The sequence below is a fragment of the Mucilaginibacter glaciei genome (genome assembly GCF_014773245.1).
Taxonomy (GTDB): Bacteria; Bacteroidota; Bacteroidia; order Sphingobacteriales; family Sphingobacteriaceae; genus Mucilaginibacter; species Mucilaginibacter glaciei.
Genome location: NZ_JACWMX010000002.1, coordinates 212,964 through 234,600 on the forward strand (window position 1 = coordinate 212,964; position 21,637 = coordinate 234,600).

Annotated in this window: 21 protein-coding genes and 1 tRNA gene; 7 read left to right on the forward strand and 15 right to left on the reverse strand. The window is 45.0% G+C overall.

The features are described 5' to 3' along the window. Positions 1–87 precede the first annotated feature (87 nt). Positions 88–158 (reverse strand) — tRNA-Gln (locus tag IDJ76_RS05570). Between the two features lie 214 nt (positions 159–372). Here IDJ76_RS05570 and IDJ76_RS05575 point away from each other — a divergent pair. Together IDJ76_RS05575 and IDJ76_RS05580 are read left to right on the forward strand one after the other, a co-directional pair. Beyond that, positions 373–3,525, forward strand: a complete 3,153-nt coding sequence (locus IDJ76_RS05575; protein WP_191161616.1) for a DUF2723 domain-containing protein — start codon at positions 373–375, stop codon at positions 3,523–3,525. A 348-nt stretch (positions 3,526–3,873) separates the two neighbouring features. Further along, on the forward strand, positions 3,874–4,920 hold the full coding sequence (locus IDJ76_RS05580; protein WP_191161617.1) for a serine hydrolase domain-containing protein: 1,047 nt from the start codon (positions 3,874–3,876) through the stop codon (positions 4,918–4,920). Positions 4,921–5,228: 308 nt separating this feature from the next. Here IDJ76_RS05580 and IDJ76_RS05585 read toward each other — a convergent pair whose 3' ends face one another. The 3 genes from IDJ76_RS05585 to IDJ76_RS05595 all read right to left on the reverse strand — a co-directional run bounded on the left by IDJ76_RS05585 (position 5,229) and on the right by IDJ76_RS05595 (position 8,670). After that, on the reverse strand, positions 5,229–6,185 hold the full coding sequence (locus tag IDJ76_RS05585; RefSeq protein ID WP_191161619.1) for an acetyl-CoA carboxylase carboxyltransferase subunit alpha: 957 nt from the start codon (positions 6,183–6,185) through the stop codon (positions 5,229–5,231). A gap of 49 nt (positions 6,186–6,234) precedes the next feature. After that, positions 6,235–6,729: a hypothetical protein gene (locus IDJ76_RS05590; protein WP_191161621.1), complete on the reverse strand. Its 495-nt coding sequence runs from the start codon at positions 6,727–6,729 to the stop codon at positions 6,235–6,237. A 183-nt stretch (positions 6,730–6,912) separates the two neighbouring features. After that, positions 6,913–8,670 (reverse strand): family 43 glycosylhydrolase, encoded by a 1,758-nt coding sequence (locus tag IDJ76_RS05595; protein ID WP_191161623.1) that lies wholly within the window; start codon positions 8,668–8,670, stop codon positions 6,913–6,915. A gap of 205 nt (positions 8,671–8,875) precedes the next feature. Here IDJ76_RS05595 and IDJ76_RS05600 point away from each other — a divergent pair, with 205 nt between their 5' ends. Further along, positions 8,876–9,079 carry a hypothetical protein gene (locus IDJ76_RS05600; protein ID WP_191161625.1) on the forward strand — a complete coding sequence of 68 codons (204 nt, stop codon included), beginning with the start codon at positions 8,876–8,878 and terminating at the stop codon, positions 9,077–9,079. A 74-nt stretch (positions 9,080–9,153) separates the two neighbouring features. On the opposite strand, the gene IDJ76_RS05605 is transcribed toward IDJ76_RS05600, so the two are convergent. From IDJ76_RS05605 to IDJ76_RS05625, 5 genes are all read right to left on the reverse strand, one after another. After that, positions 9,154–9,363 (reverse strand): hypothetical protein, encoded by a 210-nt coding sequence (locus IDJ76_RS05605; RefSeq protein ID WP_191161627.1) that lies wholly within the window; start codon positions 9,361–9,363, stop codon positions 9,154–9,156. 160 nt (positions 9,364–9,523) lie between these two features. Further along, on the reverse strand, positions 9,524–10,345 hold the full coding sequence (locus tag IDJ76_RS05610; RefSeq protein ID WP_191161629.1) for a ThuA domain-containing protein: 822 nt from the start codon (positions 10,343–10,345) through the stop codon (positions 9,524–9,526). A 27-nt stretch (positions 10,346–10,372) separates the two neighbouring features. Beyond that, the gene (locus IDJ76_RS05615; protein WP_191161631.1) at positions 10,373–10,843 is read right to left on the reverse strand and encodes a lipocalin-like domain-containing protein; all 471 of its coding nucleotides are present in this window, start codon (positions 10,841–10,843) and stop codon (positions 10,373–10,375) included. A gap of 28 nt (positions 10,844–10,871) precedes the next feature. Further along, on the reverse strand, positions 10,872–11,255 hold the full coding sequence (locus IDJ76_RS05620; RefSeq protein ID WP_191161633.1) for a DUF3037 domain-containing protein: 384 nt from the start codon (positions 11,253–11,255) through the stop codon (positions 10,872–10,874). After that, the gene (locus IDJ76_RS05625; RefSeq protein ID WP_191161635.1) at positions 11,233–12,027 is read right to left on the reverse strand and encodes a HipA family kinase; all 795 of its coding nucleotides are present in this window, start codon (positions 12,025–12,027) and stop codon (positions 11,233–11,235) included. The genes IDJ76_RS05620 and IDJ76_RS05625 overlap by 23 nt, the downstream gene beginning before the upstream one ends. Positions 12,028–12,115: 88 nt before the next feature. Here IDJ76_RS05625 and IDJ76_RS05630 point away from each other — a divergent pair, with 88 nt between their 5' ends. Together IDJ76_RS05630 and IDJ76_RS05635 are read left to right on the forward strand one after the other, a co-directional pair. Beyond that, positions 12,116–12,313, forward strand: a complete 198-nt coding sequence (locus IDJ76_RS05630; protein ID WP_191161637.1) for a hypothetical protein — start codon at positions 12,116–12,118, stop codon at positions 12,311–12,313. A 110-nt stretch (positions 12,314–12,423) separates the two neighbouring features. Further along, positions 12,424–14,847: an AsmA family protein gene (locus tag IDJ76_RS05635; RefSeq protein ID WP_191161639.1), complete on the forward strand. Its 2,424-nt coding sequence runs from the start codon at positions 12,424–12,426 to the stop codon at positions 14,845–14,847. Between the two features lie 103 nt (positions 14,848–14,950). Here the strand turns inward: IDJ76_RS05635 and IDJ76_RS05640 are convergent, their stop codons facing one another. From IDJ76_RS05640 to IDJ76_RS05650, 3 genes are all read right to left on the reverse strand, one after another. Next, a complete protein-coding gene (locus IDJ76_RS05640) occupies positions 14,951–15,409 on the reverse strand; it encodes a hypothetical protein (RefSeq protein WP_191161642.1) in 459 nt (152 codons plus the stop codon). A 46-nt stretch (positions 15,410–15,455) separates the two neighbouring features. Beyond that, entirely contained in the window at positions 15,456–16,625 is a 1,170-nt protein-coding gene (locus IDJ76_RS05645) for a sensor histidine kinase (protein ID WP_191161644.1), read from the reverse strand. A gap of 135 nt (positions 16,626–16,760) precedes the next feature. Beyond that, positions 16,761–17,147, reverse strand: a complete 387-nt coding sequence (locus IDJ76_RS05650) for a transmembrane 220 family protein (protein WP_191161645.1) — start codon at positions 17,145–17,147, stop codon at positions 16,761–16,763. Between the two features lie 280 nt (positions 17,148–17,427). Here IDJ76_RS05650 and IDJ76_RS05655 point away from each other — a divergent pair, with 280 nt between their 5' ends. Next, positions 17,428–17,646, forward strand: a complete 219-nt coding sequence (locus IDJ76_RS05655; protein ID WP_191161647.1) for a hypothetical protein — start codon at positions 17,428–17,430, stop codon at positions 17,644–17,646. Positions 17,647–17,980: 334 nt separating this feature from the next. On the opposite strand, the gene IDJ76_RS05660 is transcribed toward IDJ76_RS05655, so the two are convergent. Continuing rightward, positions 17,981–18,967 (reverse strand): aldo/keto reductase, encoded by a 987-nt coding sequence (locus IDJ76_RS05660; protein WP_191161649.1) that lies wholly within the window; start codon positions 18,965–18,967, stop codon positions 17,981–17,983. A 214-nt stretch (positions 18,968–19,181) separates the two neighbouring features. Here IDJ76_RS05660 and IDJ76_RS05665 point away from each other — a divergent pair, with 214 nt between their 5' ends. Next, a complete protein-coding gene (locus IDJ76_RS05665; protein ID WP_191161651.1) occupies positions 19,182–20,255 on the forward strand; it encodes a serine hydrolase domain-containing protein in 1,074 nt (357 codons plus the stop codon). 83 nt (positions 20,256–20,338) lie between these two features. On the opposite strand, the gene IDJ76_RS05670 is transcribed toward IDJ76_RS05665, so the two are convergent. Next, a complete protein-coding gene (locus tag IDJ76_RS05670) occupies positions 20,339–20,743 on the reverse strand; it encodes a hypothetical protein (protein WP_191161653.1) in 405 nt (134 codons plus the stop codon). A 209-nt stretch (positions 20,744–20,952) separates the two neighbouring features. Beyond that, on the reverse strand, positions 20,953–21,519 hold the full coding sequence (locus IDJ76_RS20760) for a hypothetical protein (protein WP_224746211.1): 567 nt from the start codon (positions 21,517–21,519) through the stop codon (positions 20,953–20,955). Positions 21,520–21,637: the final 118 nt, after the last annotated feature.

The following is a 21,637-nucleotide window of genomic DNA, read 5'->3' on the forward strand; positions in this document are numbered from 1 at the left end:
CCAACCCCCTATAAAAACAATCGGATTTCAATTTTTCTATCAGATGTAAATCCGAAACTGAAAATTCGAAATCCGAAATATTCTATGTTGCCCGACCAGGATTCGAACCTAGACAAACGGTACCAAAAACCGTCGTACTACCTTTATACTATCAGGCAATCTCTTTTGGTTTGCAAGCTCCCCGAAAAGGAATGCAAATATAAGATGATTTTTCAATACTCGAAAGCAAATTTTAAAAAAGTATTTTAAACAGTTAACCCTCAAGTTGCTATACGTTAAAAAGTGTTAAGTATTGCCTTGTTTAGCTTCAACATCATAATAGTTTTGCTATTTTCGGCTGATTGAAACCTGACTATTACCGTATAACACCCGATGAACTACAACAAAACTAATAATATTTTTGGCTGGGCCACATTTATAATTGCCTCGTTAACCTACATTTTAACCCTTGAGCCATCAACCAGCTTTTGGGATTGCGGCGAATTTATTGCCTGTATTTACCGCCTGCAGGTAGCCCACCAACCCGGTGCCCCCCTGTTCACCATGATAGGCAAGGTATTTTCCCTGCTGTCGTTCGGCAATAATAACAAGGTGGCTTATTTTACCAATATGTCGTCGGCATTGGCGAGTGGTGCAACTATCCTGTTCCTTTTCTGGACCATCACGGCGCTGGCTAAAAAATTGTTGGTGAAAGCCGGTGAAGAGCTTACCCAAACCAACCTGATCCTGATCATCGGCTCGGGTTTAGTTGGTGCTTTGGCCTATGCGTTTTCTGATACATTTTGGTTCTCGGCGGTAGAGAGCGAAGTTTACGCCTTGTCGTCACTATGTACAGCGGTTGTGTTTTGGGCGATATTAAAATGGGAGGCCCATGCAGATGAGGCGCGTGCAGATAAATGGATCGTTTTTATCGCTTACGTAATGGGGCTTTCTATCGGCATCCACTTATTAAACTTATTGGTAATACCTGCCATAGCGTTAGTGATCTACTTCCGCAAGGCAAAAAATGTGAGCACCAAAGGCACCATATGGGCCTTTATATTAGGCGTAGTAACTGTGGCTATTATCCTTTGGGGTGTAATTCAATTCACCGTTAAGGGTGCTGCCTACTCCGACTTGTTATTTGTAAATACCCTGGGAATGGGTTTTGGCAGCGGTGCTATCGCGTTTTACCTGTTGGTGGCGCTTGCACTGGCCGCCGGGATCTATTACACCGTAAAGCCCTCGACAGCGGCGTTAGCTACGGCTGTGGCCAGTTTTGTGGTATTGCTAACCATTAGCGCAGGCATCATCGGCTTTGTGGGTGCTGCTGCTGCTTTGGCATTCTTTGAATATATTTTAAAGGTACGTGAAAGGCGTGCGGCCCTCAACCGGGTATTGATCTGCGCGGTGTTCATCCTGTTCGGGTACAGTTCTTTTGTTATGATCGTTATCCGCGCTAAGGCGGGGACCAACTTAAATAACAGCGACCCGCAGGATGCCTTTGCCCTGAACAGCTATCTTAACCGCGACCAATATGGCGACACGCCTTTAATGTATGGCCAGTACTTCGATTCGAAAGCGATTGACCAAACCGACGGCCCGGTTATTTACCGCCGCGGTGCAAATAAATATGAAACAGCCGGTAAAAAGCTGAACACTATATACGACCGCAACACCTTGTTCCCGCGGATGTTTAGCGGCGATAAGGCCGGTCACCCTGAATTTTACAGGGCGTGGTCGCACCTGGGGCCCGATGAACAACCCACCATGGCCACCAACCTGGGCTTTTTTACCACATGGCAAATTAACCAAATGTATACCCGCTACTTTCTGTGGAACTTTGTTGGCCGTACCAATGAGATGGACGGGCAGCAAAACAGCGCAGGGATTGATGGTGCATGGATAAGCGGTTTAAATTTTAAAAAGGACCTGCCAAAATCTGTTACCGAAAGCAACGCGTACAATAGGCTGTTCTTCCTGCCACTAATCATTGGTTTGCTTGGTTTGGTTTACCATGTAAAACGCAACCAGCGCGATGCCGGAGTGGTATTGGTTTTATTCTTTTTTACAGGTTTAGCCATTGTGCTTTACTTAAACCAGGACCCTTTGCAGCCCCGCGAGCGTGATTATGCTTACGCCGGGTCATTCTACGCCTTTGCTATCTGGATAGGTTTAGGGGTGTTAACGATAGCCGATTTCATCAGCAAAAAGCTAAACGCTAAAACAGGTGCCATCATAGCAACCGTGGTTTGCTTATTAGCCGCACCGGTATTAATGGCCAACCAGGAGTGGAACGACCATGACCGTTCTACCAAGTTAACGCCGCATGATATGGCGTATAACTACCTTAATTCCTGCGCGCCGAATGCCATATTATTTTGTTTTGCCGATAACGACACTTACCCGCTATGGTACATCCAGGAAGTGGAAGGCGTTCGCCCGGATATACGGATCGTGAACCTGAGTTTACTGGGTACCGACTGGTACATCCGCCAGATGAAGCAGAAAATGAACGATTCGGACCCGTTGCCTATCACCATGAGCAATGATAAGTTTAAAACCGGCACACGCGATGTGATCTATTTTAATGATGCCAAAGTAGCCGGGCCAACAGAGCTGAAAGAGGTTTTTGACTTCCTGACGTCGGACGATCCGCAAACCAAAGTTCAATTATATGAAGGCGTTGATGCGGCGAATTATTTGCCCACTAAAAATTTAAAGCTGACTGTTAACGCCGATGAAGTTGTTAAAGCGGGTGCCGTGCCTGCAAGCGAAAAAGGGCGTATTGTACCTCAAATGGACTTTACCTACCCCGGTAAATATGTTACCAAAGACAACCTGGCTATTATGGATATCATCGCCCACAATAACTGGAAACGCCCGATATACTTTACGGTGACTGCCGGTAACGAAAATATGCTTGGCTTAGATAAATATTTTTACAATGAAGGTTTAGCGTTGCGGCTGATGCCCTTTGCTCCGGATAGTAACGCCCGTTTCTTAGAAACCAGCAATACCAATGTGATGTATGCGAACGTGATGAATAAGTTTAAATATGGCAACTTTAAAACCGCTAAGAATTTAGATCATGAATCGTTAACGCTGTTTTACCGCGTGATGACCACCACATTTACCACCCTGGCCGATAACCTGATCAAAGAAGGTAAACCCGACCTGGCTAAAAAGGTATTGCAGAAATACGCCGCCAATATGCCTGAGCAGATCATGACGCAGGATTTGGCACTGACTAAGTTTTACATGTCTGAGAGTGCTTTCCACGCCAATGAAACCGCTATCGGGACCAGCCTGATTAATAAGATTGATGGTTACCTGACCGATCAACTCAATTACAATTATACGCTGATGCAAAAGAACCCTGACGAGGTGAACGCGCGTGATGTGCAATTTGGCATATCGCTGATCAACAACATGGCGCAGATCTTAAAGAACTATAATCAGACTGCGCTGGAAACCAAATTGAATGCGCAGGTGAAAGATTACGTGGCCAAATTTGGAAACTTAGCAATGCCTGCTAATCAGTAGTAAAAATTTAGCATGTTTTACAATAGCACGGCGATGTGGCAATCGCCCCGCACTCGCTCGGCTCTTGCCGAGTGAGTTTGATTATAAGGCCTCCGGAAGCGGTTTTAAACATCTCGTCGGCCAGAGGCCGTAAGATAATCGTCACTCGGCTGGGAGCCGAGCGACTGCCAAAGAAACATGTCATTGCGAAGATCGCAGCGATGTGGCAATCTCAGCATATCGGATTGTTCTCTGAGATTGCCACACAAAGTTAGCAAATGACATATTGTTGAATAAGAAAAGCGGCCAACAGCCGCTTTTCTTATTCAACACAGTAACAATCGTGATTAACAATGGTCAAAACCGCGTATGAAAAACTTTTACAGATCTATATTTACTATTACAACATTGGCACTATGCACACTTACCGCTTTTAGCCAAACTAAGAAAGTATTGCTCGATTCAATGATCCGTAAGGCTAATAGCGATGGCTTATTTAGTGGAAATATATTGATAGTAGATAATGGCAAGGAAGTTTACAAAAATGCGCTTGGCTTTACAGACGAACTAAAAACCAAAAAATTAACCCTCGACTACCGGTTTCATATTGGCTCTATCGCCAAGGAATTTAATGCAGTGGGCATTATGATGCTGAAAGAGCAGGGCAAGCTTAACCTGGATGACCGCCTCTCGAAGTTTTTCCCCGACTGGCCAAAATGGGCGGATAGCGTAAGCGTTAAAAACCTTTTGCAATATACCAGCGGCATACCCGATGTAAAATGGAAAACCGTTAAGGGTGATGCCGATGATATGGCCGACCTGATGAAATTGAAAAAGCTGGACTTTGCACCGGGCACTAACTATCATTATAACAACAATAACGTTTTCATTCAGCGCCGCATCATCGAAAAGTTATCCGGTTTGCCTTTTAATCAATTTGTTGCGGAAAAGATGCTGAAACCCGCAGGAATGAAAACCGCGGTAGTTGACCCGATTGAATCGACTCCGCTTATGGCAAAATCATACACCAATGCCGGCAAACACGGCGACCTGATTTACCCCATAACCGGTTGGACAGCAGTTACCCTTGATGATTTTTACAAATGGGAACAGTGTATAGAGAAATTAAAATTAATTAACCCGGCTTCGACACGGGAGCTGTTGACCCCTTACGCGCCGGGCAAACAGGCCGGCTTAGGCGGGGGGATCATGCAAGGCAATAAAGTTGTTCTACACAAGCATGATGGTATCAGCGTATTTTACCAGGCGCTATTGATTGGTGAGCAACCCATGGGCCGGGTTATCATTTTACTGAGCAACAATAATCAAAATAACATCTTTGAAATAGGCGATGCTGTTGAAGCTATTTTAAACGGCAAACCGTTCGAGCAACCAAAGAAACCCGAAAAGAAATAAGTTAAAAGCATATCCGCTTACCCCCACGCAGTCGCTCGGCTCTTGCCGAGTGAGGTTTATTATAAGGCCTCCGGCCGCGGTTTAAACATCTCGTCGGCCAGAGGCCGTAAGATTATCGTCACTCGGCTGGGAGCCGAGCGACTGCCAAAGAAACGTATCATTGCTAAGAGCGGTGCGATGTGGAAATCTCCTCGCCAATGTATATCCGCCTTGTAAACTAAGAGATTACCGCACTTTGTTCGCAATGACATATTCGATAACAAGAAAAGCGGCCATCAGCCGCTTTTCTTGTTAATATCAGTTAATGCTTAGTCCTCTACAACCGAGCCCATGCTACAGAATTTTTCGATCCGTTCTGCTACCAGCTCGTCAATATTGCGTTCGCCTAATGTTTTCAGGTCTTTTAATAATTGTTTCTTCAGGATGGTCGCCATAGCGACCGGGTCTTGATGGGCACCGCCAAGTGGCTCTTTAATTACGCCGTCTATCAGCTTATTCTTCAACATTTCTGTCGAGGTAAGCTTTAGCATATCCGCGGCGCGCTCTTTATGTTCCCAGGTTTTGAACAGGATGGTAGAGCAGTTTTCCGGAGAGATCACCGAGTACCAGGAGTTATCCAGCATCATTACCTTATCGCCTATACCAATACCCAAGGCACCACCAGATGCACCCTCGCCTATTACAACGCAAATAACGGGCACCCTCAACACCGACATTTCTAACAAGTTACGTGCAATAGCCTCGCCTTGTCCGCGTTCTTCAGCTTCTAAACCTGGGAATGCCCCGGGGGTATCTATCAGGGTGATAACGGGCTTATTAAACTTCTCGGCCATTTTCATAAGCCTTAGCGCTTTGCGGTAACCCTCAGGGTTAGCCATACCGAAGTTGCGGTACTGGCGCTCTTTGGTGTTACGCCCTTTTTGGTGACCGATAAACATAGCGGTTTGCCCGTTCATGGTACCAAAGCCGCCAATAATGGCCTTATCATCGCCAACGGTACGGTCGCCGTGTAGTTCTATAAAATCATCGCACATCAGCTCCAGGTACTGCAAAGTATAAGGCCTTTCTGGGTGGCGGGAGATCTGTACTTTTTGCCAGCCGGTAAGGTTGCCGTATATTTCTTTCTTGGCAGTTTCCAGCTTAGCCGTTAATTCGGCTACAGTAGCACTCATGTCCAGCTTGTTTTTTTCTTCAACCTGCTGTACTTTCTCTATCTGCTGCTGAATTTCTGCCAGCGGTTTCTCAAAATCAAATGTAATCTTCATACCATTTTATTGGCCGCTAAATTAAATAAATCAAACGGCATATTGTCAATTATGATTTTTTGAATGTCAGCAATTTGTTAACCTGCTGTGGCGAAAGCAATTGCCATGTTTTTAAACTGGCCTGCAAAATGGCATTACGCAGTTCTCCCTGGTACAAGCCGTAACGGTTGGTATAAAAGATCAGGTCGCTTTCATTTAACTTTTTAGTGCGGAACATCGTCTCTAATTTAGTTTCGTTAGTGACGATGAAGTTGCCCATTTCTATCTTTTTACGCTTTAATTCAACGGCCAACTTAGTAAATGTCGCCACTTGTGTGGGGCTCAGGTCCAGTTCCTTTTTGTATTTCAAGGCCCTGTCTGGCGATGGAAGGCCATTCAATTCGGCAACCAGGCCCATACCATATTGGTCTTCGCCTTTTATCAACGCGTTATATTGTTGAGTGGTCAGCGTTTTTATGGGCGATGGTTTTAAGAGGCTGTCGGGCGTTTGGGCATGGACGCTTACACTGATAAATAAAGTAAGGGCAGATATTATTTTAAACATGCTGATCAGTTTGGTTCGCAAAAACGGGCAATTATTAAGCCAAAGGGGTGGCTATTTTTAACAAGAATAAAAAACGAGTCATTGCGCGGTACGAAGCAATCTCAGAACTTTTCTTATCGGATTTGCATATTGGGAGATTGCTTCGTACCTAGTAATGACGCGCGGCTTAGGGATCACACCCACCTACTCCACCTTCATCACTTTCGTCCGCTTACTTACCCCGTTCTCATTAAACGCTTCTATCTGGAAATAATAGGGCAGGCTTTTTTCCATGCCGTTAAAGTAGTACTCGTTTACGTTGTACACAATAATGTTGTTGTACAGCTTATCGGGTGCTACGCCCATATAAATGGTATAACCCACCGCGCCATCGGTTTGCCGCCAGCGCAGCCAGGAGTTGCGGCGTTCGGCATCGCCACGCAGTACGATCAGGTTGCGAACGGTATCAGGTGCCAAACCCCCACCCTTACCGAATACCCTAAAACCCGACAAGGCAAACTTACCCGTTGGCATGTGTAAATTGGTGATCTTTAGGTAACGGGCCTTTGCAGGCGTTTTCAATTCCACATAATCATGCGGCACATCTTTTTTATTTTTGCTTTTATCTACCAGGGTTTTCCAGGTTTTGCCATCTAATGAGGAAGTGATCACATACTGGTGATAAACACCCATCGATTTCCCCATAAATGTTGCATCCTGATCGGCATAGTTAAGCTGGATAGCCTTCACCGTGCTTACTTCGCCCAGATCGGTTTTTAGCCATTCGCCTTTATTGGCGCTTTTGGCGCTCCAATAGGTTTTAATATCCTCATCCACGGCAAGGTTAGGCACATACGCCCCAAGCGTTGATGATACCTCGACAGGTTTGTTATAATTCAACAGCATCCAGCCGGTAAAATTACTTTCCAGATGGTCTTCCTTACCAACTGACAAGTAGTGTGGGTAGTCGCCGTAAGCGGTGTTGGAATACAGCACGCCGTCGCTGTCAAAGCCCGCCGGCCAAAAACCTATACGGCGTTCAAAGTTATTTTTCACATCGATAACCATCGTGCTGACGTGCCAGTAATTGCCATATTTATCAGCCCAGGTGGCACCATGCCCCGCCCCTTTGGCAAAGCCGCCGGGTTTGTAACTAAAGGGATTATGGCTTTGATATTTAAAGGGACCAAGCGGTTTATCGCCCACATAAACACCATCACCATACCCTTTGCCCTCGGTACCAGGCGCGCCGTATTGCAGGTAGTATTTGCCGTTGTGTTTGTTCATCCAGCTGCCTTCCATAAAACCAGTCAGGAATACGTTATCATTATTTTCTCCGAAACGCTCCCAGCCGTGTTCCTGCCAGTTCAGTTTGATCATTTCCTTTTTAGGGCCAATGGGCTCAAAGGTTTTGCGGTCTATTTCCTGCCCGTAAAGCGGCAAGGTGTTGCTGCTGCCATGATAAATGTACACCCGGCCGTCATCATCGGCAAACATGCCGGGGTCCCATGCCCCTACCTTAAAATAGTCTTTAGCGGCCTTCCAGGTATCATGCGTAGGGTCGGTGCTCATCCAAAGGGTAAAATCTTTATTATAGGTAGATCCGATCACCAGCAGGGTATCGCCCAAAACCAAGGTGGCCGGGGCGCAAAGTTCGTCGCCCTTTACCTGGTTGTAGGGCCGTACAAATTTGCGGGATACAAAGTTCCAGTTCAGTATATCAGGGCTCCACCAGTAACCGAATTGATTAGTGCTGAACAGGTAGTAATTGCCTTTAAAAAAGGTCATGGTTGGGTCGGCAGTGGCGCGGTGCTTACCCCATGCTGCAAAATTCTCGAACGGTGTGTACCCGTAATCCAAATTAAGCGGGTTGCAATATGTAAGGCGTTTGGTTTGCGCCGATGAAAACATCGTAAAGGAACAATACAGAAGCATCAGCAATAAACGGGTTGCAGTTTTCATAGCCGGGCGGGTAATTGGTTAATTCAAATATATGGATAGTTTATTTGCAAACCACAGAACGCACAGAGTTGAAAATACAGAGATCAACGAATACAGAAGTGTTCGCCCAACACGATAAATTATTGAAAATAAAAATGAAATTTTGATGAAATTTTCAAACAGAATAACCGAGATTTGTGTTAAACCGCTACCAAAACATTCTACCATGGAAACGCAAAACATAACAGCTAAACAAACGCAGGATATTAACAGCGGCGCAAACGGCAATAATACAATGTCGCATGCCGTGAGCTCATCAATAGCTACAGACAGCCCGGTTATTTTATCGGCAGAAAGCTATAGCGACCGCTGGCCTATGCCCGACCTAAACTTTAACATATTTGGCTTTGGCAACAATTCCAGTTTTTAATAAAGAAACTTAATTAAGCATAAAAAAGGCGCTTTGAGATGATCAACGCGCCTTTTTGCTTAATAGGATTTTAGCTAAGCTTTTGCCTGTTCTTTATTTTTAAGGAAATAACGATGCAAAATATAACTCATCAATAATCCAATTATCAGGCTGATAGTCAAACTTATTGCAGCATTAAACCAGGTAAGTTTTGCGGATTGCGGGAACAACAGCGGCGAAATAAAACTATTCCAGATAAACATAAACGCTGCCCAAACTAAACCGTAGGCGATCCATCTTTTCATATTATTAGTTATATAGGTTGCTATAAAATTACTCATCAAAAACAACTGACCCCGCGGCACTCTCTTCGCCTGCGGCGGAAAGAGGGTAAGTACATTTTATCTCACCCTCTTTTCGCTTTAGCGAAGAGAGGGTCGGACAGCGAAGCGAATCCTGGGTGAGTTACTTATTCCCCATCCACAGCAACGCATCCAATATCAGCTTATCCTCAACCGGGTTGCCTAAAGTATGCGAAAGGTCTTGATTCGTTTTGTGTTCGTAATCGATATCGTTATGGCCCATGTTCAGGTAAACCATTTTGTATTTCTTGTTCGTCCACACCACCGGATAATAGCCACTGTGCCAGATCTCGTTCTGCTTTGGGCCTGTACCTAAAGGGAAACTGCTTGAGTCTATTGACGCCAGGATCCTGATATCCGGGTTTTTGCGCAGGTCGTTTTGCCAGCGGTACCATTCGTTGGGCGATGCTTTAAAAGTTTCGGGCAGGTTTTTGGTTGCAGAGTGTGTCCTGTCCTCTACTTTCAGGATTGCAGACGTAGGTCGCCAGGTATTACTGCCATATTCGCCCGAACCTAAAAACTCGTTGTGGTACCAATCCCAGTTAGCCGGCACTGCCGATTTATCCAGCGCGAAGGCCGCGAAATGGAATCCCATCCAACCGCCACCGCCCTTCATATAAGCTTCAAAAGCTTTGCGCTGCGTCGTGTCTTCCGGTCGGGTATCTAAAAATAATACTACTTTATATTTAGCCAGGTAAGCCTCGTTCAGGTTGCTCCAATTGTTGGTGCTATCGTAGCTAAAATTGTACTTCTTAGCCATGAGCGGAAACCACTTATTGGCCTCGTGCACAAAACTGATGTGCGCCTGGTCTTCCTTTGCCGTGTAAAAGGCAATCACCTTAAACTTTTGGGCCATTAATACATTGGCAAAGCATAAGAATGCGAGGCAAAGGGTAAGGGCTTTTTTTGTTAAAATAGGCGTCATCAAATTTTTTAAGGTTTTGCGAAATGACTATTTCTTTATGCGGATGTAGGTTTCTATAATCTCGTGATTGATCTTCAGGCTATCTATCTTTTCAATACCCTTTTGCACCAGCGTATCGCCTTTAAAGGTCACTTTGAAATTGAACGACTGGCCTTCCCATGCGCTGTTGCTGTAGTATTGTAAATTTTCTTTGTAATTATCCCCCTCAAGTGTGTAGGTACCGCCGCCCGAATCATAGCTGCGCTTACCGGAGCTGCCCTTCACATTATGTCTTAAAAATGCAAAATGATCACCATTCAGCATTTTTATCATCTCCTCTTTTACGCCCTTAACCGGATAAGTTACCACGCTGTCGCCTTTGGTAACCGAAATCGCCGAAACCAATTGCCAGGTGCCCTGAATAGGTGCCAAAGGGGCCTCTTTAACGGTTTCTTCTTTAACGGGTGCTTTGCAAGCGGCTAATAGTGCCAGCGGGATGATTAAAAATTTAAGTTTCATTTTTGGTAAGGTTTATTTTAGGGTATGGTTAAAGTACTAATTGATTAAAAAGCCTTGTGAGCGTATCTTCCCCATCCAGGCAAAAACCGGGGTGTACCTTTGATGATTGCACCACTGTGCTGCGGGTAGCAGTTAACCATCTAAAACGCGATGCGGCATCAAGCAAGGCTATTGGCCCGCCGTCTTTATCGCCCGCACAGATGCGCTGGTATGAATGCAGGTTGGCCTCTACCCCATCTATATCGATATCGTTAAACAATGCCAGTAAACGTTCTGTATCTACCCGGTACAGCATCTTCAGGTACTTTTGCTTATTGCAATACAGCACCACGCCAACGTTCATAAACTCCTCGCGCTCTACCCTGGGCATCACGCGGATCACGGCATACTCAAATAAGTGACGATCTTGCATGTTGGGCTTCATTTACAAAAATGTCAGAATTGGCTATGCGCATATTCAAAAATTGAGCGTACACCTGCCGCTGGTCGTCCTCGGTTTCAAAAGAGCGGTCGGTTAACCATTCATCGGGGATAATGGCAACTATCGCGTTGATCACATCGGGCGTCAGTATCGCTTTAAAATCTTTATCTACCGCTTCCATATCAGCAGCTTTTTTGAGCAGCACGTGGTCTTTGATCTGTACGAATGGGCGTTTGGCCTGCTCCTCCCAGTTTTCCATACTGTGATGAAAATACAGGGCAGCGCCGTGATCTATCAGCCATAACTCTTTGTGCCACATCAACATGTTGGTGTTGCGCACAGTACGGTCAACATTGGTGAGCAGGGCATCCAGCCACACTATTTGTGATGACAGCCGGCTATCCACCAAGGTAACCGTCGGGTCGAAAGTGATAGCACCCTGCAGGTAGTGCAGTGCCAGGTTCAAGCCCACGCTAAATTTGAGCAGATCCTGGATCTCTTCATCCGGCTCAGTACGGCCAAAGGCCTCATCCAGGTTCACAAACACCAGCTCCGGCATCCGAAAGCCTAATAAACGGGCTATCTCGCCGCCAATCAGTTCGGCTATCAAAGCTTTTGGCCCCTGCCCTGCCCCGCGAAACTTTAAAACATACAGGAAACCGTCGTCGGCCTCGGCAATGGCGGGCAGCGAGCCGCCCTCGCGTAAAGGGGTAACGTAGCAGGTAACGTTAACGGTGCGTAATTCGGGTTTAAAAGCGCTCATAAATTCGGTAGCGCTAATATAGGGTTTAAAGGAATAAGTGGGAGGGGTAGTATTACAGGATAAATTTTGTAATTTAAGGCGTTATATTATGAACCTAATTCTAGCACTTATCTTTTTTAAAATTGGATCAAAACGCGTGATCGGGGGCTTTGACAGCTTTTTTTGGTGCCTGATATTTTTCCCGTTGGGTATTTACTTCGTTTTAAAATCGAGGCGATTAGACGATGTGTTAGCTGCTGAAAAACTGGCGAAGGAGTTTGAAAATTCTAAAAGGTTAAAACTTTAGAGAAATCCGCTCCGTTTCCCCGCTCCCGTGTTTCCTCCCACACATTTATTCCGTATATTACAAGTAAAACAAAATCACGCGTTTAGCTATTATCCACTAAATTCATTCAAATGCCTAATTGGTTAAAAATATCGCTTAAGGTTTTAGCGGGCTTAGTGTTACTGGTAGTGCTGGTAGTGGTAGGCTTGTCCTTATATGTCACCTTCAACAAAGCCAAAGTGCTTAAAATGGTTAACGACCAGCTTTCAAAAAGTGTAGATGGCACGCTGGTTATAGGCGATATGCACCCCACCTTTTTCAAAGGTTTCCCCGATGTATCACTCTCATTAACAGATGTTTTAATACGCGATAAGCAGTTTGCACGCCATAAGCATACCCTGCTAAATGCTAAAGAACTGAACGTATCTGTCAATACCGCGGCACTGTTTAGGGGTACTATTGATGTTAATCATATCGAGATTAAGAACGCGGCGGTTGATCTTTACACCGATACCAGCGGCTATAGTAATACCTCGGTATTCAAAAAAGATAATAAAAAGGTAAAGAATAACCCATCAGAAAGCAACTCATCTACCCAGCTCAAAAAATTCACGTTAGAGAATGTTGATTTTACGTTGAACGATCAAAAAGCGCATAAGCTTTTCAGCTTTGGCGTGAACGATCTGCGGGGCCACATGAGCTACCCGGATAGTGGCTGGCGGTCTGATTTCCACTTGGATGTGATGGCCAAAAGCATGGCCTTTAATAGCCTGCGCGGCAGCTTTATCAAGAACAAACGCTTAGTTGGCGATTTTAAAGCCGGCTTTAATGAAAGCACCGGCAAGATCAACGTACAAGCTACCCCGCTAAATATTGGCGATGACCCATTTGATATCAATGCCATTTTTGAAACTGCTAAAAGCCCTACCAATTTTTCTATCCATGTGGCTGCCGACAAACTTCTTTGGCGCAATGCGGGTAATCTACTGGCGCCCAATATCAACCTGGCACTTAAACGCTTTAACCTGTCTAAACCAATTGCCGTAACTGCAAATATCTCCGGCAGTTTTGGCGGCGGCAGCGATCCGCTTTTATATGTTACTGCGAAAACTCAAGGCAACACCTTAAGTATTCCCGGCAGTACTATTGAGAATTGCAATTTCGAAGGGATCTTTACTAATAGCTATGTTAAAAGCAAACCCCTGGGCGATGAGAACTCCGTCATCAAACTGATAGGCCTAAGCGGTACGTACAACCATTTGCCGTTTAAAATAGATACCGGTAGTATCATTAACCTGGTTAAACCTATTGCTACGGGTAACTTCCGGTCTAACTTTCCGGCAGCCGACTTGAATTACCTACTGCAGGATAACGTTGCCAAATTCACCAATGGCGAGGCCGATATTAACCTGCGCTACCGGGCGGATATTGTAGATTATAAAATAAACAAACCACTTGTACAGGGTGCCATCAACTTCAGGGATGCGGATATCAACTACTTCCCGCGCAAGCTGCTGCTGAAAAAAACATCCTTTGCCATTAATTTTGTGAAAAATGATTTGATATTGAGCAACATCCGCCTGCAAAGCGGCCGCAGCGTAGTATTAATGAATGGCAGGGTAAATAACTTTTTGAACCTGTATTATGATGCACCCGAAAAGATCTTGCTTAGCTGGCAAATCAAAAGCCCGCAATTGTACCTCGCAGAGTTTATAGGCTTTTTAAGCGCACGCAATACTACGCCTACAAAAACCGGTACAACCAACAGCGGTAACATTATCGATCAGCTGAGTAACGTACTGCAACGCGGTAAGGCAGAAATGCACATGGAGGTTGACAACCTGCATTACAAAAAATTCCTGGCTACCGATACCCGCGCCGATTTACTAACTACCGATGACGGAATCATCCTAAAAGATATCAGCTTGAAAACTACCGGCGGTTCGGTAAGGATGAACGGGAAGTTAACGCAGGGTAAAAGCCTCAATAACTTTGCAGTGAACTCGGTGATCAGTTCCGTAAACGTGCGCGATTTCTTTTATGCGTTTGACAACTTCGGACTGACAGATTTTACTGCCGAAAATTTGAAAGGGTATCTATCTGCTAAAGCTAACATTACGGGCGGCATTACCGATGCGGGAAGCCTGGCGCCGCAATCTATCAATGGCCGCTTGGATTTGAATTTAAAAAACGCGGCATTGTTGAATTTTAAACCGATAACCGGCGTAGGTAAATTCGCATTTCCCTTCCGCGATCTGAAGAACATAGCCATCCCAAGTCTTGACGCCCATTTCGATGTAAGGGGTGATAAGATCATCATCAACCCGTTGGAGTTTAGTTCGAGCGTTATCAATATGGATGTGGCCGGTGTATACGGGCTTACAAAGGGTACCGATATAGCCCTGGATATCCCCTTGCGCGACCCAAGTAAAGACAAGGAGATTACCGATGATGCGGAGTTAAAGAAACGCCGGTTCAAAGGAATCGTAGTGCATATCCGCGCGCATGAAGAAGGTGGCAAAATGAAGATCGGCTGGAATAGCAATCATAAATAAGTTAAAACCTCTTTTACGTAAAAAACGCTGAACATCTTCTGTTTTATCGGAGATATTCAGCGTTTTTTGTTGAAATTCAGAACTATTTAATGCCGAATTTGGATTAAAGTATTTTCTTACAAACAGCAACCAGCTGCCCGTTATCATATAAAAGCAAGTTGCCTTTTTGATCAACCTTGTAGCTTTCACCAGGGCGTTCAACACTCACAAAGTGGTCGCCCTCCCTTTTTATCTCCGTTGCCGATGGTGTAATGGGTGGCGTATCATTCAGTGTTAGATTAGTGCCCGTAAATGTAATGGCCTGGATGTAGAACTTTTTACCTTTACTGATCACCTCATAGGCGATCTGCTTGCCATCGTCAGATTTAATGGCTTCGTCATGCCAGGCACCCACCAATTTACCGCTATCCGCGGGTGCTGCTGTAATTGCCTGCTTTGCTGTGGTATCAGTTTTGGCAGAATCGGCGGCAGATTTTGGCCTGGTAGCCGAGTTGCAGGCCGCTACCAATACTGCTGATGCAGCGACAAATAACAATGCCTTGTTTTTTAAGAAATGTTTCATAAACGGGTAGATTATGCGGCGAAGATAGCAAAATCAACAATTTTGTTTAACCCGCTACTGTCAGCTTTTGAGAAAGCTTGCTGTTAGCGGCAAAATCTTGCGGGAGGGTAAACCAAAAAGTACTGCCCACCCCTAATTCGGTATTAACACCAATTTGCCCTTCATGCCTCTTGACTATCTCTGACGAGATATACAAACCCAGCCCGAGCCCTGAGTGATGGGTACCTGCATGACTTGCGCGGTAGTAACGTTCAAATAAGTGAGGAATGCGTTCTGCGGCTATGCCGGGGCCATCGTCAGATACGGAGACCTTAGCGCCCCCACGTTCCCGCTCAATCAACACCCTGATCACCATCGACTTGGGCGAGTACCTCATGGCATTATTAACCAGGTTTACGATCACCTGCCCTAACCTGCCTTCGTCCGCATGAATTTCCAGGTCGGTATCATCCTGTATAATTACTTCATATTTACCCCCGTCGGCAATATAATCACAGTGGCTGTTTACCATATCGGCAATCTTGAAAAGAGATTTGCTCAGCTGCAGTTGCCCCTCGTTCACCCTTGTAAAAGTAAGCAGGTCGTTAACGACCACCGATATCTTTTCCATACTCTTAACAGACTGGTCTATTAACAAAGGCAGCATCCGGGAGGCAAGGTCGTTTTTTAGTTTTGCCAGTAATTGCAGCGATGCCTTCAAGGTAGTCAAAGGTGTTTTAAGTTCGTGACTGGCTACGCTGATGAACTCATCCTTAAGGTTTTGCAGCTTTCGTGATTGGTCAAGCTGTGTCTTTAGCGTAAGTACCTGCTGTTTACGTGCCGTAATATCATTTTGGATGCCCACATAATTGGTAACGATGCCGTGTATATTTCTGATGGGCGATAAGTAAAGTTCGTTCCAAAACCACGATCCATCCTTGCGGTAGTTTTTTAATTCTACCAGACAGTCGCTCCCGTTGGCAATGGTTTCCTGTATAATTATCCGGGCATCCTGCGTGGTGTTCTTTCCCTGTAAAAAACGGCAGTTCCTGCCCATTACATCGGCACTGGTGTAACCGGTAAGCGCTTCAAAGGCCCTGTTACAATAAATGATGGGTGCGCCGGGTGTCAATTCGTCGGTTATCAAAATACTGTTGGCGGCTGCATTTAGCGCGGCCATCAGCAAATTGGGCTGGAGGCTTAAAACATCAAATGTTAATTTTTCCTGAACATCCATACCATTCCGATTTATTATAAAAGAACTTATCCGAATGTACGGATGATTAATCCATAATACTATTGATTAAGATATTTAATAATTGGTTAAGCGGGATTGGCAATAAATAAATGAATAAACACAAGGTTAGCCGCTTTACCGGCCCTTGGTTTTTCTCAACCTTTTCATATAACCCCAATTGATGCTTATTACCACCATCAATATCACCAGGCCAAAAAACTCGCGAGATTCTTCTATCCAGGGCTTTTCTGCCTTCATGGTTTGTACCATACTTTCGGCGTGATGGTCGCGGGCCCAATCTATCACTCCGGTTTTATCAAACAGAAGGTAGATGGCATACGCACCGTATATCAGCAGCCCTAAAAAATAAGCTTTGGGGTAAAACTGTTTTTGCGACGCCTGGTAACACAAGAATGCACTGTAAAGATAAATGGGCATCCATACGTATGGATCAGGGTCGTTGTATTGCAACGCCGCGAAGAACACAAACAGCGCGCAGAAGATCAGGTTAAATACTTTCATAACAAGGCGGTTAGTTATAGCTAATATACTACGTTTTGCAATATTAACGGTAGTGCTTAAACCGGTAAAGATTTAAAACCAAACACCTTATAGCTAACGTATATCAGCTAACCAATTATTACTATCAATTCAAAATGAAAGCAAACCTTTTCATTTTGAAGCGGTTAAATAAACAACAATATTACCAAACCAAGCTTAAACATTCTTTATAGCCTAATAAAGGCAATTTGGCATTTATGGCATCGTTTTGGCTACACTGTAAATTATTAATAACACAATTATGCCTTTTAATGCACAAACCATCCACGAGATAGACACACTTTTCGAAATTACAGCCATAGGTTTCCTGTTAGCCACATTGATATTCCCTTTGTTAAAGGGTAAAGCCAAACGTATACAAGAGTTAAAAATCGATACCGATACCAGCGAATCTGAATATGCAATAAATGAACACGGCTTTTTAGAACGCATCAAATCGCACGATCCGCAGCACGATTAAAAGTTATTCATCTCCCAAAACTACAAAAGCCATCCTTTACAGATGGCTTTTTGCGTTGATAAGGTTTAGGTAGCGCAGGGCCTTACCAAAACAGGGCACCCTATTAGAGTGCCCTGCTTCAGAAAAAATTCAACTATTAAAAAATCTCGTAAGTCGGCCCCCTTTGTCCGGTTCGAGACCCCCCTTTCCCCGGGCAAACTGACTTCAAAATTCATAACGGCTTTCGCTTTGTAAATATAAACGCTTACAGGCGTAGCTCCTATACGTAGAACTACGCGTTTCGCCGAATGCGTATTTCTACGCACAATATCACAGAATTGTCAGCTACTGGCACTTAATTCCTGTCTACAAACTTCCAGTTACCTTCGTTATAGCGCTCGCCGGTGTCGGGGTATTTCTTTAACAGCATTTCTATATCTGATAAATTCGCGGCAGAAAGGTCTACATCCACACTCCCGGCATTCTCCTGTAAGTACTTGCGTTTTTTAGTCCCCGGTATCGGGATCACGTTATCGCCCTGGGCCAATACCCAGCCTATGGCTAATTGGGCAGGCGAGCAACCTATCCCCTCAGCGATATCGGCAAAGCCCTGTGCCAGCGACTGGTTGTTTTCGGCATGCCCTTCCTGGTAGCGCGGCAAGGTTTTCCGGAAATCGCCGTCCTTCAGGTCGGCAACATTTAGCGTGTTGGTTACCAAGCCACGTGCTAACGGGCTAAAGGGTATAAAAGAAATGCCCAGCTCTTTACAAAGCGGCAGTATTTCATCCTCCACATCGCGTGTTAACAACGAATATTCGCTTTGCAGTGCAGCTATGGGGTGCACCGCATTTGCCCTGCGGATGCTATTGGGCGATGCTTCTGAAAGGCCCAGGTATTTTACCTTTCCCTCCTTCACCAGGTCGGCCATGGCGCCAACCATATCTTCTACGGGTACGTTGGGGTCTATTCGGTGAGCGTAATACAAGTCTATCACATCCGTTTGCAGGCGTTTCAGGCTTTCTTCTACCGCTGTTTTCAGGTACGCCGGCGATCCGTCGAACGTGCTCAATTTACCATCGGCAGCAGCCCTGAAACCAAATTTAGTAGCGATAAAAACTTTATCCCTGTTGGGTTTCAACACTCCGGCTATCAATTTTTCGTTTTGGCCGTTGCCGTAAACATCGGCAGTATCCCAAAAGTTGATGCCCAGTTCAATGGCCTTATTTAATGTGGCTGTAGATTCTACGTCGTCAGGTTCGCCGTAGGCATGGCTCATGCCCATGCAGCCTAACCCAACTGCAGATAACTTTACATCTGTTTTACCTAAATTTCTGTATTTCATGTTTTGTGATTGTTATAATGAAGATACACTTATAACATCGGCAACAAAAAATGGTGCTTGAACAATCCACATTATTTCAATCGGCTGACAGAGCTTACAAGCTATCCTAATTCTCAATGCCCCACGCGTATGTAAGCGACATATTTAAGATGCTTCGCGATAATATATGCGCACGCAATGCGTATATTTACTTAAACCCCTTAATTACAAGTATATGCTAATCAGACTGTCCACCCTTGTCATCACACTTCTCACTTTTACCTGCGCCATTTGTCTGGCCCAAAACAAGTTTAACAAGGTTGACGAATGGCTGGCAACTAACGCCCCGCAAATGGGTGGCCGAGTGGTATTAGTGGTTTACCAAAATGGTAAAACAGTGTATACCGGCAGCCAAAACAACCTGTCTGTTAAACAAAAAATGGTTAACCGCATCATTGCCAACCGCACGGGTAAGCCGGTAAGCAATGCCGGGTTTGATGCCGATACCCGCCAGCCGGTGGCCAGCTGCAGCAAATGGTTCAGCGCAGCCCTGGTCATGACCTTTGTTGACGAGGGTAAGCTCAAACTTACCGATACCGTAGGCAAGTTTTTACCCGTACTTTCAAAAAGTGGCAAAGGGGGCATCACCATTGCGCAATGCCTGTCGCACCAAACGGGGATAAAATCGCCCGAGTTAAAGGAAAGCCTGCGGGATATGCGCGATAACAACAGTATGGACGAGGCCATTACCGATATCGCCGCCCTGCCCATAGAGGGCAAACCGGGCACCGTGTTCCGTTACAGCAATACCGGGTTACAAATTGCCGGCGCCGTTATAGAAAAAATTAGCGGCAAAACGTTTCAACAATTATTTGCTGACAGGATAACCGGCCCGCTTAACATGGCAAGCACCGACTTTAATACAGGCAAAGTAGTTTTACCCGCAGGCGGCGCGGTAAGCACCGCTAATGATTACCTGAAGTTTTTGGTGATGATATTAAACAAGGGCACAGCAAATGGCAAACGCATTTTGAGTGAAGAAAGCATTAGGCAGATGCAGGTTAACCGCATTACTGCCGGTGTAACAGTAGCCCACTCGCCTGCCGGGGCAGCCGCTTCGGGTTACGGGTTTGGCGAGTGGGTAATGGGCAACGGCAGTGTAAGCAGCCCGGGCTTGTTTGGCAGCTACCCCGTGGTAAATAACGATAAAAAGTATGCCGCTTTCCTGATGGCGTATTATATTAAAAACGATGGCCGCGGCGAGCGATATAGACAGTTAAACAGTTTGTTTGACGAAGCCATGCAATAGGCGCAAAAAAAAGCGGGTGGTTCATCAGGCCACCCGCTCTACTCAAAACTACTCACTCATCAAAAACTCAACATCAAAACTCATTATCCCTGTACTGCCGGGGCAGCTGCAGGTGTTTTGGCACCTTTACGGGCCTTCATCTTTTCTTTCATAGCTGCCTTTACTTCGGCATAGGTTTTTTGCTGGGTAGCGGTTAAAACGCCATTCACTTCCTTATCTGCATCCATCATGATCTGCTTGCGCGTCATCCGGTTCATTTTCCGGTCGGTAGTGCTTTGGTTAGCCTTAAGGCTGTCCATCTGCGTAGCGCGCTTAAACAAAATCGCCTTTACTTTTACTGATTGGTCGGCAGTTAAAACCAATTTTTTGTTCAGCATTTTGGTTAAATGCTGTGCCTTTTGCTCGGGCGTTTTGTGCATTTTAGTTTGTGCATTAGCCAACATATTGATACCGGCAACCAGCATTATCATTAACAGTAATTTTTTCATCGTATTTGTTATTTTTTGTAGGTATGACCGCATTTACACTCCTATGGTTTAATTACGACGTTAACGGATTTGTCATCGCCAAATAATTTTTATATCCCCTTAAACAGATGCTTTGATACTTTACTTGCCCTGGTCAGTAAACACCAAGCCCCGCAGTTTTACCGCAAGACTTGGTGTTTAGAACGGGAGTTTTATAAGCAGAAAAACGTTTATTCCGACTCTTTTTCTTTTGCCTTGCGTTCCAACTCTTCTATAAAGGCGGTAAGTTCCCTGGTAAAGGTATCCAGATCGGCCGCCGAAGTTTGCATATGGCTTACCAGCTCTTTTAAAGTGGCGGGAGCGGTTAAATAGAACTCCAGCGTATGCGCAAGGCCTAAAATATTAGCCACCGGCTGGCGCACTTTATGGTGGGTCATAAACATCATCTTTTCCAGCCCGGCTATATATTCCTTTAAAAAACCTTCTGTTTCCTTTATCTTATCGTAAGCTATGCTTAATTCATTCGCGCGTTTTTCCTTCTCTTGGTTCTGAAACACTAATTCTTTATTAGCAATTACCAACTCTGCGGCACGCTTACTCTTTTCTTCGCTTTGGTACGATAGCTCGGCATTGGCTATAATTAACTCCGCCGCGCGCTTTTCCTTCTCTTTGTTCTGAAAATCGAGTTCCTTATTAGCAATTAGCAGTTCGGCTGCCCGTTTTTCTTTCTCCAAAACCTGGAACGTGAGTTCAGCTGCCTGGCTGTCATTATAATCGTTTGTGTTTTTTTTTGTCATTTAAGAAACGGATAATAAGCAGATGTTTGATCGGAATAAGATGCGCTTCTCAAATTACCCAAATTACCCGGGCAACCAACTTTTTATTTTTTAAATAGTAAGTGAATTGAGCTTTATA

Bases quoted from the DNA above. Each gene is read 5' to 3' on its own strand.
- IDJ76_RS05655 (WP_191161647.1), top strand. From the start codon at position 17,428: ATGCCTTTTAATGCACAAACCATCCACGAGATAGACACACTTTTCGAA.
- IDJ76_RS05670 (WP_191161653.1), bottom strand. From the start codon at position 20,743: ATGAAAAAATTACTGTTAATGATAATGCTGGTTGCCGGTATCAATATG.
- IDJ76_RS05575 (WP_191161616.1), top strand. From the start codon at position 373: ATGAACTACAACAAAACTAATAATATTTTTGGCTGGGCCACATTTATA.
- IDJ76_RS05645 (WP_191161644.1), bottom strand. From the start codon at position 16,625: ATGGATGTTCAGGAAAAATTAACATTTGATGTTTTAAGCCTCCAGCCC.
- IDJ76_RS05585 (WP_191161619.1), bottom strand. From the start codon at position 6,185: ATGAAGATTACATTTGATTTTGAGAAACCGCTGGCAGAAATTCAGCAG.
- IDJ76_RS05590 (WP_191161621.1), bottom strand. From the start codon at position 6,729: ATGTTTAAAATAATATCTGCCCTTACTTTATTTATCAGTGTAAGCGTC.
- IDJ76_RS05580 (WP_191161617.1), top strand. From the start codon at position 3,874: ATGAAAAACTTTTACAGATCTATATTTACTATTACAACATTGGCACTA.
- IDJ76_RS05605 (WP_191161627.1), bottom strand. From the start codon at position 9,363: ATGAAAAGATGGATCGCCTACGGTTTAGTTTGGGCAGCGTTTATGTTT.
- IDJ76_RS05595 (WP_191161623.1), bottom strand. From the start codon at position 8,670: ATGAAAACTGCAACCCGTTTATTGCTGATGCTTCTGTATTGTTCCTTT.
- IDJ76_RS05600 (WP_191161625.1), top strand. From the start codon at position 8,876: ATGGAAACGCAAAACATAACAGCTAAACAAACGCAGGATATTAACAGC.
- IDJ76_RS05650 (WP_191161645.1), bottom strand. From the start codon at position 17,147: ATGAAAGTATTTAACCTGATCTTCTGCGCGCTGTTTGTGTTCTTCGCG.
- IDJ76_RS05665 (WP_191161651.1), top strand. From the start codon at position 19,182: ATGCTAATCAGACTGTCCACCCTTGTCATCACACTTCTCACTTTTACC.
- IDJ76_RS05635 (WP_191161639.1), top strand. From the start codon at position 12,424: ATGCCTAATTGGTTAAAAATATCGCTTAAGGTTTTAGCGGGCTTAGTG.
- IDJ76_RS05620 (WP_191161633.1), bottom strand. From the start codon at position 11,255: ATGCAAGATCGTCACTTATTTGAGTATGCCGTGATCCGCGTGATGCCC.
- IDJ76_RS05625 (WP_191161635.1), bottom strand. From the start codon at position 12,027: ATGAGCGCTTTTAAACCCGAATTACGCACCGTTAACGTTACCTGCTAC.
- IDJ76_RS05640 (WP_191161642.1), bottom strand. From the start codon at position 15,409: ATGAAACATTTCTTAAAAAACAAGGCATTGTTATTTGTCGCTGCATCA.
- IDJ76_RS05630 (WP_191161637.1), top strand. From the start codon at position 12,116: ATGAACCTAATTCTAGCACTTATCTTTTTTAAAATTGGATCAAAACGC.
- IDJ76_RS20760 (WP_224746211.1), bottom strand. From the start codon at position 21,519: ATGACAAAAAAAAACACAAACGATTATAATGACAGCCAGGCAGCTGAA.
- IDJ76_RS05615 (WP_191161631.1), bottom strand. From the start codon at position 10,843: ATGAAACTTAAATTTTTAATCATCCCGCTGGCACTATTAGCCGCTTGC.
- IDJ76_RS05610 (WP_191161629.1), bottom strand. From the start codon at position 10,345: ATGACGCCTATTTTAACAAAAAAAGCCCTTACCCTTTGCCTCGCATTC.
- IDJ76_RS05660 (WP_191161649.1), bottom strand. From the start codon at position 18,967: ATGAAATACAGAAATTTAGGTAAAACAGATGTAAAGTTATCTGCAGTT.